Origin of the sequence: Paenibacillus caseinilyticus (assembly GCF_027533645.1) — a bacterium.
Taxonomy (GTDB): Bacteria; Bacillota; Bacilli; order Paenibacillales; family NBRC-103111; genus Paenibacillus_G; species Paenibacillus_G caseinilyticus.
Genome location: NZ_JAQAGY010000002.1, coordinates 123,413 through 136,611, shown reverse-complemented (window position 1 = coordinate 136,611; position 13,199 = coordinate 123,413). Strand labels below are relative to the sequence as shown.

Here is a 13,199-nt window from a genome sequence, read left to right as displayed (position 1 = left end):
TTGGTCTCCGATACAAGATACTGAAATTATTTACCGCTCTCTTGGGACAAGAATGCTGCCAACCAGGTTAAAATTTAGAGGCAGCCCCTTTCGCCGGGTATCCCAGCCTTGCCTAAAGGCCAGCACTCCCTTGGTTGAAGGTGTTAGCACCCACCTGGACACTTGTTGACCCACTGTTATTCTACTCCTAATGTCCTCTAATTTTATACGTATCAAGCACCCTCTCCAGCACCAAAGCAACCCCGTCCCTATCATTGGTTTCAGTCACTTCTGTGGCTGTATCGATTAATTCCTTCACAGCATTTCCCATGGCTACAGAAATACCGCAGGTGCGGAACAATCCCAGATCATTATAATCATCACCGAAACACATCACTTCACTCATCGTGTATCCAATGGATTCGACCAGATATTGAACGGCCTTTTCTTTAGAGGATTCTCTGGACATGATTTGAATGAGCCTTCCGCTATCCGTGCATAGAATATGAACCTGACTCCCGAACAGCCTGTTAAGTTCTTCTACACCTTCGTAATCGGAGATGAGGATTTTGGTGCAGTCATAAGTTCTAAGTTGCTCCATGGTCACTATGGACGGATTGCTGATAACCCTCATCATCTCCCGATAATCAAGCGCCTTATAAGTAAGCCATTCATCCTTAACTTCCATACTGAGATGGGCACCAGGGTCTCGGGACAGACAGTAATCAAAGATGGAACTGGCGGTTTCCTTCGTTATGGAATAATGCATTTCCCGGCCGGTTGTCCGGCACTGGAATAAGGCGCCGTTGTAATAAACCACCGAACCATACGATAACAAATCCACTTCCAGTTGGTTCACGGCTCTCGGCGGACGGGCTGTCGCAAATATCATCGGAATTCCCGCGTCCTTTAATCCACGCATAACCTGCAAATTCCGGTCAGTAATCCGCTTGTTCGAATCCAAAAGCGTTCCGTCCAAATCAAGTACGATCACTTTGGGCATCATCGATTCTCACTCCCCTATCCTCCTCTTATCCTACCATGTCCGCACAGGAATAGGCCCAAAAACCCCTTGAGTATTTATTTTATTTATAATATCATGAACTTATTAATAAATAAGTGAATAAATAAGCTTTTGGAAGCGGTTCATGGGCCTGGAGGAGGGATAAAAAAGTATTATTTTAAACAGAATTAAATGTATGCGTTTTTATTTTAAGGAGGGTCATGGGATGAAGAAAAGATGGACGCGAAGACTCACAATAGCTACGTTAGCATTGGTATGCCTTATGCCGAATACGGTTCTGGGACAGAGTGCGGATACGGCAGGCCAATATGAAAGTAATAGCAATAAGCCCGGGCAGGATCACCAAAAGCTGGCGCCTGTATTCCAGAACGTATCGGTGCACGATCCTTCGATCGTCAAGGACGGCAAGACCTTCTACGTGTTCGGCTCCCATATCGAAGCGGCGAAGTCTACGGACCTCATGAGCTGGACGCGGTTCACGAACGGCTACACGACGCCGGGGAATGTGATCTTCGGCGACCTCTCGAAGAACCTGGCGGGCTCCTTCGCTTGGGCCGGCGAGAACGACTCGGACAGCTTGAACGGCTTCTCCGTCTGGGCTCCGGATGTGTTCTGGAATCCGGACTACCAGAATGCCGACGGCACGAAGGGCGCCTACATGATGTACTACTGCACCTCTTCCACTTATAAGCGCTCCGCTATCGGATATGGCGTGTCCCAGAAGATTGAAGGGCCTTATACCTACGTCGATACCATCATGTATTCCGGCTTCACGAGCATGGATGCCTACGACAAGAACAGCAAGATCAATACCAAGTACACGAACACGAACCTCGGTCAGCTGATCGACCAAGGCGTTCTGGCCGGTCCGCGCTCCGACTGGTTCACCGGTACGGGTGACTTCAATACGAGTGAGAACGGCGGCTTCCCTAACGCGATCGACCCGGCTTTGTTCCACGACAAAGAAGGCAAGCTGTGGATGGCCTACGGCTCCTGGTCCGGCGGGATCTTCGTGCTGCAGATCGACAAGAAGACGGGCAAAGCGATCTATCCGGGCAAAGACGGCAAGACCAAGAACGGCAATACCGTTGACCGTTATTTCGGAACGAAGATCGCCGGCGGGTACGGCAAATCGGGCGAAGGCCCTTATGTGACGTACAACAAACAGACCGGTTACTTCTACCTGTACGACACGTACGGATGGCTCGGAGCCGACGGCGGATATAACATGCGGGTGTTCCGTTCCAAGAATCCGGACGGGCCTTATGTAGACGGCCAAGGACAGAATGCGGTGCTGCCGGGCGATACGGACCATGCGCCGTACGGCAACAAGCTCATGGGGAACTTCCTCTTCGAGCGTAAGGTCGGAGATCCGGGCACAGGAATCGGTACAGGTTATACGTCCCCGGGACATAACTCCGTCTTCCAGGATCCCAAGACCGGCCAGCAGTTCCTCGTCTTCCACTCGCGCTTCCCTAAGACCGGCGAGGTGCATGAGCTGCGCGTCCACCAGATGTTCATGAACGAACACGACTGGCCTGTAGTGGCGCCTTACCGCTATGGGGGCGAGGAGCTGGAGAAGGTGAACCGGCAGGATCTCATCGGCGAGTACCAGTTCATCAACCACGGCAAGGAGACGACGGGAGCCATCAAGACCCAGCAGTACATCCGCCTGAACAAGAACAACACGATTACAGGCGATATCCAAGGAACATGGGAGAAGACGGACCAGAACGAAATCAAACTTACCGTGGACGGCAGCAAGTATGACGGCGTATTCGTACGCCTCTGGGATCCAACCTCCGCGCGGTATGTCATGACCTTCACGGCCGTGTCCCAAGCCGGCGTCTCCGTCTGGGGCAGCCAGCTGCCGGACCGTACGGATGCTGATGTGGTAAGCGATGTGTACCAGGATCTGAATCTCGGCGACACAGACAAAGTCATTGCGAACCTGAACCTGCCGACCGAAGGCAGCCGACATACGAAGATTGTCTGGCAGACTTCCGACGCCGGCGTCGTGTCCGCTGCGGGAGAAGTGCACCGTCCGGAGTCCGGCTCCGCCAATGCGACGGCTACCCTGACGGCGACGGTCACCAAAGGCGGCGTGACGAAGACGAAGAGCTTCGCGATCACGGTGCTGCCGTACAAGGATGCGCTGCTCACCGCGCAGTATGGCTTCGAAGACAACCTGGCCGATGGCACAGGCCACTTCGGTGTAGGGACGATCACAGGCAACCGGCTCGATAATACCGGCGGCACCGTCACGTACACGCCAGGCAAAAGCGGCCAGGCGGCTGTATTGAACGGCGCATCGGGCGTGCGCCTGCCGAACGGTCTTATCTCGAGCAATGCCTACTCCGTCTCCCTGTGGCTGAAACCGGAGCAGCTGACCTCGTTCACGACGACCTTCTTCGGCGGCAGAGACGCGAACAACTGGGTGAGCCTGGTTCCAAGCGGTCCCGCAGCCAACAACACGATGGTCTGGTCGGGCAGCACCACTTGGTACGATGCCCCTGCAGGCATGACCATCCCGGCCGGCGAATGGTCGCACGTGGCCTTCACCGTGGATAACGGGACGATTACACTGTACGTGAACGGCGTGCAGAAGTTCACCGGATCGAACTTCCCGAACGTCTTCACCTCCAAGGATGCCGCCTTCGGCCTGGGCGTGAACTGGTGGGATACGCCGTTCAAAGGAGCGGTGGACGAGCTGCGCGTGTATGAAGGAGCGCTCTCGCCATCCCAGCTGAACAGTCTGGCAAGCAACACCCCTTAATCCAGCCGGGCCCTGCGCTCGCCAAACCATCGTACGGATGACCCGTACGATGGTTTTTTGGTGATTACAGGGGCCGATTCCATGTTCACCGGCAGCCCTTCGGCCCTACTCGCGGATATCCCATGTTACCTTGAAGCGCCCCCTGCTTCCCCCTCTGCTATCCGCGATGATCCGATAGGTGCCGTCCTCTTCGATCTGGACAGCCGAACGGTGGTCGGCCGTCTCCTCAAAATCGGCATAGCTGCCGCTCGGCTTCAGTACATGATGCCCTACAGACGAACCGCCTTGGGTATCCCACAGAATGGAGAACACGAGAGTCTGTCCTTTGCGCACCTCCACCGGGATCGCTTGCGATCCGTTGAACGAGCTGAATGACGCTTCGTAGGACGAAGCGGTCCGGGTTTCCCGCCAACCGATTTTCTGATTATTCACCGCAATCATCAAGACGAACAGAATGCACGGAAGGATGATTCCCGCCAGGTAAGGCACCGCCGCATGCTTGGCAGCCGCCTTGGAGCCGGCCCGGAAGGCAAGCGCTCCGAAGGCACCGACCGGTCCCGCGATCAGGAGGTTGGTGGAGAGTACCCAGGAAGACAGATCCGCCCCGCTGCGGATATAGGCGAGCGCCGGGAAGTAAAGATAGCCGCACACCAGGTAGAGCAGCAGTTCCAGAAGCCTGCCGGAGCCCCTCCGGGCCCAAGGGATATACCGTACCAGCAGGTCGATCAAGACCGAGCACCCGATACCGTAAAAGTAGAGAATCCGCCACAAGCCAAGCTCTTCCAAGGCTCCGAAGATCCGGTACGGATCAAAAAAGTTGACGAGGGCCGCAAGCCCCAACAGACAGAGCAGCGCGAATCCTGCCGAAGTCAGCTTCACGAGGATATAGCGGTATCCTTGAGCGAATGTGATGGAATTCATCTTGCCCCCCCGTTCCAATGGATCGGCCAAACCGATCATCGATATCGAAATCTTTCGTTGTACGAACCAAGTGAGCTCATTATATGATGGGTTTACCAATCTAACAACAGAAGGAGCGATTGCACTATGCAGCCACCCATTGATACCCTCCAATATTGGATCGACCGTCTGCCCTTGGAGCTCGGGCAGCTGTCCGAAGACGAATGTACCGCCCGCCCCCTCCCGGGCAAGTGGTCCAAGAAAGAAATCGTCGGCCACCTCTGCGACTCCGCTCTGACGAACCTGCAGCGGCTGGTCCGGGTCCAGTATGAGCCGCAGCCCTATACGATATTAAAATACGACCCGGATCAGTGGGTGCGGATCATGGGGTACCAGGCAATGCCGACAAGCGACATTCTGGCGCTGTGGATCCGGCTCAACCGGCAGATGGTCCAGGTTATTGGCTCCTTTCCCGCCGAAGCGCTGCTCTATCCATGCGACGCAGGCGGGGGCAAGCAGGTAACCGCAGCGTATATCATTGAAGATTATGCGGCGCATCTGGAGCATCACATTCATCGGATTCTCGGGCTTCCGTCCAGTTATCAGGCGTGAGTCCGCATAGGACGGGGCCCGAAAATGAAAGAAAGTCTGCCGGGGGCAGACTTTTTGACTTTCACGGTGCAGGGAGCACATTCCTCTAGACCAGCTCCACCGCCCGCAGCTCCTTCACCGGGTAGAACACCGGCCGCTCGTCCGGCGTGCGGTTCGGGGCATGGATGGCGAGCATCCACTCGCCGTCCAAGGTACGGAACAGCATCCCGTGCCCCCCGTCCTCTTCGAGCAGCCGCTGCACATCGTGAACCCAGGGCCCCTCGATCCCTCCGGATACCGACCGGGAGATCCCGATCGCATACCCCTTCTCCCCGATGCTCGACCACAGCATGATGAGCTCGCCGCTCCCCGTACGGTGCAGGAACGGCCCGTCCGTCACGTAGTCCGTCGCTTCCCGGCCATGCCGGGTCCAGGGCGCTTCGGATGCGCGGAAGAGCAGCAGGGGCTCGCCGACCGCGCTGCGCAGATCGTCCGACAACCGTACTGCGTGCATCTCGCCGTCGTGTACCTGCAGCCACTCCCGGCAGAAGACCATCCAGGGCGCTCCCTGCTCATCCCGGTACAGGGTACCGTCGAGGCACTCCCACCCCTCCGGAGTGACAGGCCCGCCGGTCAGCGGCACGAACGGCCCGAGAGGCGAGTCCGCTGCAAGAATCTGTGTCCCCCGGCACCGGTCTTCCGCTTTGAACGAGGCGAACATATAGTAACGCCCCTCGTACACGTGCACCTCGGGAGCCCAGAAGTGACGGTCAGCCCAGAAGTCTGCCGGCGGACGGAACGCCGCGAAGGGACCCTCCCACGCTTCCAAATCCCGGCTGCGGAATACATCGAAGCCTGCAGCAGCGCCTTGCCATACATTCTTGTCGGTTGTCCCGTAGAGATAATACATCCCTTCCTCGGGCATCGTCACCACATACGGATCGCGGATCCGAATTTCATCTCTGCGAAGCATGATCTCATCCTCCTGGCGGCTATTGGGCCGGTCGATCCAGCCTGTAACCCCGACTATAACGGGACCGGGCCCTGCCGTCCATCCAAGGAACCGACGATTTTGTTCAAAAAACGGTGTTCCCCCCTCCGCAGAATGCCAGCAGCATCGCACCGGTGCCTAATGCGGTTGACAGCCTCCGCCGGACTACGTATCGTGTAAGCCACGGGGCATCCGGCCCCTCAAGCCTTCGTTGACCCACAAGAAAGAGGAGTGACATATCGTGATCGTCCAGCTTCATGTAACCCAGCCGCCGGTAGCGAGCCAGCTGCTTGCTGTCCAGATCCCAGCTTACCTCGTCGAGGCGGAGCTCATCGGGTTCCATGGGATCCCAGCGCTGCAGGATACGGCAGAGAGCCTGGCCCGGTCGGCCGAGACCTTCTACGGATACTACGCGGACGGCGAGCTCGCAGGAGCGGCCGCCTATGAGCTCGTCCAAGATACGATGGACATTACCCGGCTGGTCGTGCATCCCCGTTATTTTCGCCGGGGTATAGGCGGCAGCCTGATCCGCTGTCTGCTCGGGCTGCCCACCGGGGCACAGCGGTATACGGTCAGCACCGGTGCCAAGAACGTGCCCGCCAAGGAGCTGTACAAGAAACACGGATTCGCCGAAACCACAGACGTCGAGGTCGCTCCCGGGGTCTGGCTCACGCGCCTGGAGCGGCAGGCGCCCGCCTCCTTGTAAGGCACCGGATTCCGCAGAGTGGATCCGCAGGCGGAATCGGCGTACGGCTAGACCAAGCTAGCTCATCCATTGATCGGCAAGCTTCAGCCTCTCCCGTTGAACAAGCAGGCGGGTGCGGCCTCAGCCGGCCGGCCACATTTGACCGTGATACGCCATATCCCAGAACATGTACTCGTACCTCGTCGTATGGAGGAAGATCTCCTCCAGCCTCGCGAGGTCCCGCTCGGAACGGCCTTCCGCCAGTTCGTCAAGCAGGCCGATGCACCACTGCGCCAGCGCTCCGAAGTCCTCCGAGCTGTACATGCGGATCCACTCGCCATAATACTCGTGATCGGCGGCTCCGGGAATCCCGCTGAGCTCCTTGCCGATCTCCCAGTAGCTCCACATGCAGGGGAGCAGGGCGGCCACGAGCTCCGCCAAGGAACCGTTCTGCGCCGCATGGAGCATATAGTGCGAGTAGGCCAGCGTGATCGGCGAAGGCTCCGCCGTCTCGAGCTCCTCCTCCGAGATCCCGAAGCGGGCGGCATAAGCGCGGTGCAGCGCCATTTCCTCATGCAGCGTCGAATGCAGCAGGGCGGCGAACCGTTCCATCGTCGCGAGGTCATGCGCCTTCACCGACCCGAGTGCGAACAGCTTCGCGTAATCGATGAGATAGAGATAATCCTGTACCATATAGAAGCGGAATTTCTCGCGGTCCAGCGTGCCTGCCCCCATCTCCCGGACGAACGGATGCGCGTGATTCTGGCGCCAGACCCCTTCCAGCTTGCTCTGCAGTCGTTCCGTGAATTTCATGTCCTCTTCTCCCTCCGCTATTTGGGCGTATGTCCCCATTCGTAAATAAATCGCAGCATGACTTTGGTGAAATCGACGAGCTGCCGCACAGACACTCCCTCGTTGACGGCATGAGCGTTGCGGAGGTCGCCGGGTCCGTAGATCGCTGCCGGGATGCCTGCATCGGCGAACCATCCGCCATCCGTTACCGTAGGCGATACATCGGTCACTGGCGGTACGCCGAGGGCCGCTTCATGCGAGCGCTGCAGCAGCCTGACCGCCGCATGGTCCGGATCCACCTCCAGCGACGGGAACACTTCGCCCCGGTCCTCGATCATGGAGCTGCCGCCCCAGCGGAACTCCAGGGGATGCTCCCTCAGCCACGGATCCGCCGCAGCCACCCGGTTCAGGTGCTCCTCGACTTCCCGCGCGACCCCTTCGTATGTTTCGTCCGGGTAAAAATGGACCGTGATCCACAGCCGGCATTCATCCGCCACGAAGGCCGCATGACGGCCTCCTTCGATCACCGCCGGATTGATCGTATTCGTCCCCGGCTCGAAGCCCGGATAGCTCTTCATCACGGCCCAATGCCGTTCGAGCTCCTGCAGCCCGGCGACGATCTTCATCATCTTCTCGATGGCGCTCGCGCCGTGGAGTCCGCCGCCTGCGTGGATCATCCTTGTGCGCGTGGCATCGTGGAAGGTCTGGTCGCTGCGGACCGTGACCCAGCCCGTAATGACGCCGCCCTGGCCTTGGATATGCAGGTCGCTCGTGTCGACGACCACGGCGAAGTCCGCCGTATATCCGCGCCGGCAGCACTGCAGCGTCCCCGCTTCCCCGACCTCCTCGCCGATCACCGACTGGAAGAGAAGGTCGCCCGGCAGGCGGATTCCCGCTTCATGGAGCAGACCGATGGCGAACAGAGCTCCCGCCAGCCCGCCCTTCATATCCGAGGCTCCCCGGCCGATCAAGCGGCCGTCCCGCACGACCGGCGTGAAGGGATCCTGCTCCCACGGCTCGTCCGCCCCTACCTCCGCGACGTCGATATGCCCGTTCACGATGAGGCTCTTGTGCGCCTGAGGCGCGGTTCCTTGGAGAACCCCGACGATATTAGGGTCGCCGGGATACACATCCCACCGGTCCACGGAGAACCCCTTCTCCTCCAGGTAGGAGGCCACGAACGCCTGTGCCTCCTCCGTATTGCGGGCCGGCGGCGCCGGCGTGCGGAAGGAGATGAGCTTGGACGCCAGCGCGACGAGCTCTTCCTGCCTTTGCTCCACGAGACCGGTCAACCTCTCTAACGTACCGCTGACGGAGCCCGTCCCTATGCCGGTCGGCGCTTGCGTGTTCCCTCCTGAAGCTTGCTTCGTTGTGTCCTTCACCCTCCGGATTCCTCCCATGCCGGCCCCTGAGTCTGCGCTCATGCCTGCTCTTTTTGTTAAGCATTGAAGAGAACGACCGCGAGGCCATTCCTTGAGGGGCGTAACCAAGATCAACGGCTTCGCCGTCCTTTAAGGACCATGCGCGTATGCAAAAAACCGCTCTCCGGAGGAAAGCGGCTCATACATCCGGAGACACGGTCATCATGCGGCGGACGGCAGACCACTTCCCTTCGCTGGCATTACCCAGATCAGGTGCAAGGGTTAAGACTCCCGTCTCTCTCAGCCATCGCGGCACCCCTAGTGTTCCTATCAATTCGGTTGTCATATTCTCCCGTCATCGTAGCATACCCTTCCGCCGGCGGGCAACCCCGGATCATCAAGTGGAGCGGCAGGCCATACCGCAGGGCCTGCGGAAGCAGCTGCCCATCCGCAGGCCCTCTCCGCCCCGCCCCCCCTTACACCAGTGCCAGGCAGAGCAATAGGAGCACCACGCCTGCCGACAGCCCGAGCAGCAGGAGATCGTTCCGGTCCCACCGTATGGGAGCCCGGCTGCGTACCGAGGGCCCTTCGATCCGGCAGCCTCTCGCCTCGAGCGCAAGAGCCAGATCCTCCGCGCTCTTCATCATCGACAGCAGCAGCGGAACCAGGAATGGCGGCACATCGCGCAGCCGGATCGAGCCGGGCTTCACCCGCGCCCGTCCCCGGGAGCGGACGATGAGCGACATCCGCTCGATCTCCTGCAGCAGCTGGGGGATCATCCGCAGGAGCAGGGCCGCGTAGAGGCTGACCGTCCCGACACGCAGGCCCGTACGCGAGAGGAGGCCCAGTACCTGGTCCAGCCCTTGGCGCAGCCCGCGCTGCCCTGTGACCCGGACAAAAACGAATCCGAGCAGCATAACCAGCGCCAGGTTGGACAGCAGGCGGAGCGTGACGGACGCATCGGCAGCGGAGAACATGCCGGCGCCCCCATCTGCCGCCCCCGGCCCCCACCGGATGCCGGCGAGCAGACAGGAGACCGTCAGGAAGATGAGATAAGACCGCAGCGGCTTCAGCAGGGGCGCGGGCGGCAGGCGGAACGCTGCCAGGCAGATGCCCAGCAGCAGCGCCCCCGCCCCGAGACCCGCCCACGTGTCCTGCGGAAGCATAGCCGCAGACACAAGCAGATACGCCAGCCACTTCGCCACCGGATGCCGCCCGCGGATCCAGGGGTGCCCCTCATCCGGCGGCTCGGCGGGATCCGGGGAGGCGGATTGCGCAGGCTCGGGCGCAGCAGCGGATGCGGGCGAAGTGCCGGGCAACTGCGCGGGCGCCGCATGCATTGGCTTGGACGCCAGCGGGCCGCCCGGAGCGCTGGGCACCTGCGTGTGCGCTGGGGACTCCGCTTGAGCAGTAAGCACGGACGCAGGCACCGGAGGCTCGGGCGGAGCACCCAGCGCCTGTGCGGAGCCCATCGGCTCAGCCGGAGCGCCAGGCACCGCGGGCGCCGAGCGCAGCGGCCCAGCCGGTGCGGCGGCGCCTGCCTCCAAGCGGCGCCGGATCGCGGCCGCAGCCGCAGCCGGCGCAAGCGGCAGCGGACCCGTGCCGATGCCGCGGGCCGCCAAGGCGGCAGCGAGCTGCACGGACGCGGGCACGCCGACGCCGGCGGCGAGCAGCGGCCCCGGATCGGCGCACCACGCCTCCGGCGTGCCGTCGCCCGCCAAGGCCCCCTCGCGGATGACGATCACGCGGTCGGCCACGGGGAAGAAGGTGTCGAGATCGTGCGAAGCGATCACGACACCTCCTCCGCTGCGCTTATGGGCCAGCACCGCGTCCAGCAGCGGCGGTATGCCGGCGGGATCGATGCCCGCCGTCGGTTCGTCGAGCAGCAGCCAGGCCGGCTTGACGGCCAGAGTCACCGCCAAGGCGGCCCTGCGCTTCTGGCCTTCGGATAAGGTCATCACCGCCTCCTCGAGCAGCGCTTCCGGCAGCCCCGCCGTACGCATGCCTTCCTGTGTCCTGCGCTGTAACTCTTCCTTCGACAACCGCAGCGGCCGCAGCGAGTACCGGAATTCCCTGCGGAGCGTCTGGGCGAACATCTGCCTCTCCGGGTATTGGAAGGACAAGGCCGTGAGCCCGAGCGCGTCCGCACCAATCCGCTCTCCATCCCACAACGGTACGTCCCCATAGTGGATCGACCCCGCCGTCAGCGGAACGAGTCCGGCCAGCGCGAGCAGGAACGTGCTCTTGCCTGCACCCGTCCTGCCGACGAGCAGCGTGATCTCGCCGGGCTGCAGCGTGCAATCGACCGGGCACAGCAGGGGCCTGCGCGCCGCATCCCTATCCGGATGTACGGCGGCTCCGCGCAGCGAGACCGTCACCATGATCCCACCATCTCCGCCAGGTCCTCCACCGTCAAGGGCCGCTGCTTAAGCACATGTCCCTTCCGTTCCAGTTCCTGTGCCACTCCGACCGCATAAGGCGGCTTGAAGCCGAGCTGTTCGCACGGCGTCACATCGCCCTCGCTCTTGTTGTAGAAGAAGTCGGTCGGCGTCCCGCAGAACGTGAGCCGCCCTCCATCCATGGCTGCCACGCGGTCCGCACAAGCAAGCTCGTCGAGCAGCTGCGTCACCCAGACGACCGAGGCCCCCTCCCGGTGCTTGCGCCGGGCGGTCTCGAGCAGTTCCCTCCGCGAGAGGGGGTCGAGCATGGAAGTCGCCTCGTCGAACAGCAGCAGCGGAGGCCGGAGCGCCAGACAGCCAGCCGCCGCCAGCAGCTGCTTTTGTCCGCCGGACAGCGAGTGTACCCGCCGGTGTGCGAGGTGGAGCAGACCGGTATCCCTCAGCGCCTCCTCGGCGCGGGAATCCATCTCTTCCATACTCAGCCCGAGGTATTGCAGACCGAAACGCACTTCTTCGTGCACGGTTTCCCCGAGCAGATGCGTATCCGGGTTCTGGAACACGAGCGGGATCGTACTCCCCGCAAGAGGCTCGGCAGACTCCGGGACCAGCAGCCGTACCGAGCCCGACGTCGGCTTGTGCAGCCCCGCCATCGCACGGATCAGGGTGCTTTTGCCGCTGCCGTTCGTCCCCGCGATAGCCAGCCACTCCCCGCGCCGCACGGACAGCGAGATATCCTGCAGCAGGGTCCGGCTCCCATCCGCCGTAGGCAAAGTATAAGTAAGATTCTCCAACCGGAGCAGCATAGGCTCGTCAAGATTCATAAGAAAACTCTTTTCCAGATAAGATCGTTATGATAGAATGCTCAGTAAAACTCATATTGTTAACCGTTATATCATAAATAAAGGTTAACAAAACAAAGGGGAAAGATCAATGAAAACATCCATCTCCATCCGGGGGCTCGTCTTCAGCACGCTTTTCGGGGCGCTGTTTGTAGCAATGAGCTTTTTCAACATCCATCTCGGCTTCTCTCCCGTACCCATCTCGTTCCAGAACCTGGCGGTCATGCTCGCCGGACTCATCCTCGGCCCCGTCTACGGCTTCATCAGCATCGGGCTGGTCGTCCTGCTCACCGCTGCCGGCCTGCCCCTGATGCACGGCAGCGGCGGACTGACCCTGCTCCTCGGCAAGACCGGCGGCTTCATCTGGGCCTATCCTTTCGCAGCGCTGCTCATCGGCTTGGTCAGCGAGCGCGTCCAAGGCCGGGGCGTCTGGGCCTTCGTCCGGCTCTTCCTCGCTGCCGAAGTGTTCGGCTCGCTGCTGTTGTATGTCACCGGTGTGCCTTGGCTGGCCTACGTGGCCCATCTCCCTATGGAGAAGGCGATGCTGGCCGCCTGCTATCCGTTCCTGCCCGGCGATGCCGCGAAGGCCGTGCTGGCCGCACTGGTTGCCTTGCAGGTCCGGCAGGTGTTCCCCGCCTCACGCCTACGCTAGCATTGTAATCCCAACCGTATCCGCAAAGCAATGAGCCATCCGGGGGATTCTCCGGATGGCTCATTTGATTGTATGGGAAGACTGTACAAAGTCCCAAATCCTTGCGCCCGGCGCTTCGCTGCACCCTGACTTCCTGACTAGCCCGCCTTCACCACAGATTATCACCCCGGCTTAAGGCCCAAGCTCTCCGGGCCCCTCCCCTTTAAGCAG

At 60.8% G+C, this 13,199-nt stretch carries 11 protein-coding genes and 1 riboswitch; of the genes, 4 read left to right on the top strand and 7 right to left on the bottom strand.

Going from position 1 to position 13,199, the window contains the following annotated elements; genetic code table 11:
• Positions 1-187 precede the first annotated feature (187 nt).
• Entirely contained in the window at positions 188-985 is a 798-nt protein-coding gene (locus O9H32_RS03485; protein ID WP_269864427.1) for a Cof-type HAD-IIB family hydrolase, read from the bottom strand.
• A gap of 223 nt (positions 986-1,208) precedes the next feature.
• Between O9H32_RS03485 and O9H32_RS03480 the strand changes: the two genes are divergently transcribed.
• Positions 1,209-3,779: a LamG-like jellyroll fold domain-containing protein gene (locus O9H32_RS03480; RefSeq protein ID WP_269864426.1), complete on the top strand. Its 2,571-nt coding sequence runs from the start codon at positions 1,209-1,211 to the stop codon at positions 3,777-3,779.
• Between the two features lie 105 nt (positions 3,780-3,884).
• Here O9H32_RS03480 and O9H32_RS03475 read toward each other — a convergent pair whose 3' ends face one another.
• Positions 3,885-4,700, bottom strand: a complete 816-nt coding sequence (locus tag O9H32_RS03475) for a hypothetical protein (RefSeq protein ID WP_269864425.1) — start codon at positions 4,698-4,700, stop codon at positions 3,885-3,887.
• Between the two features lie 126 nt (positions 4,701-4,826).
• Here O9H32_RS03475 and O9H32_RS03470 point away from each other — a divergent pair, with 126 nt between their 5' ends.
• Positions 4,827-5,291 (top strand): DinB family protein, encoded by a 465-nt coding sequence (locus O9H32_RS03470; RefSeq protein ID WP_269864424.1) that lies wholly within the window; start codon positions 4,827-4,829, stop codon positions 5,289-5,291.
• Positions 5,292-5,376: 85 nt separating this feature from the next.
• Here the strand turns inward: O9H32_RS03470 and O9H32_RS03465 are convergent, their stop codons facing one another.
• Entirely contained in the window at positions 5,377-6,243 is an 867-nt protein-coding gene (locus O9H32_RS03465) for a glycoside hydrolase family 43 protein (protein ID WP_269864423.1), read from the bottom strand.
• A gap of 259 nt (positions 6,244-6,502) precedes the next feature.
• Between O9H32_RS03465 and O9H32_RS03460 the strand changes: the two genes are divergently transcribed.
• Entirely contained in the window at positions 6,503-6,967 is a 465-nt protein-coding gene (locus O9H32_RS03460) for a GNAT family N-acetyltransferase (RefSeq protein ID WP_269864422.1), read from the top strand.
• Positions 6,968-7,087: 120 nt separating this feature from the next.
• Here O9H32_RS03460 and tenA read toward each other — a convergent pair whose 3' ends face one another.
• The 4 genes from tenA to O9H32_RS03440 form a co-directional block, all read right to left on the bottom strand.
• Positions 7,088-7,759: a thiaminase II gene (tenA, locus tag O9H32_RS03455; RefSeq protein ID WP_269864421.1), complete on the bottom strand. Its 672-nt coding sequence runs from the start codon at positions 7,757-7,759 to the stop codon at positions 7,088-7,090.
• Positions 7,760-7,776: 17 nt separating this feature from the next.
• Complete coding sequence (locus O9H32_RS03450; protein WP_319946924.1) at positions 7,777-9,066, bottom strand: acetylornithine deacetylase; 1,290 nt, start codon at positions 9,064-9,066, stop codon at positions 7,777-7,779.
• A gap of 262 nt (positions 9,067-9,328) precedes the next feature.
• Positions 9,329-9,429: riboswitch (TPP riboswitch) on the bottom strand.
• Positions 9,430-9,575: 146 nt separating this feature from the next.
• Positions 9,576-11,480, bottom strand: a complete 1,905-nt coding sequence (locus O9H32_RS03445; protein WP_269864420.1) for an ATP-binding cassette domain-containing protein — start codon at positions 11,478-11,480, stop codon at positions 9,576-9,578.
• Positions 11,474-12,319, bottom strand: coding sequence for an ATP-binding cassette domain-containing protein (locus tag O9H32_RS03440; protein WP_269864419.1), 846 nt, complete (start codon positions 12,317-12,319; stop codon positions 11,474-11,476). Before O9H32_RS03440 ends, O9H32_RS03445 begins: the two co-directional genes overlap by 7 nt.
• Before the next feature lie 109 nt (positions 12,320-12,428).
• Here O9H32_RS03440 and O9H32_RS03435 point away from each other — a divergent pair, with 109 nt between their 5' ends.
• On the top strand, positions 12,429-12,989 hold the full coding sequence (locus O9H32_RS03435; protein ID WP_269864418.1) for a biotin transporter BioY: 561 nt from the start codon (positions 12,429-12,431) through the stop codon (positions 12,987-12,989).
• The last annotated feature ends 210 nt before the right edge of the window (positions 12,990-13,199 follow it).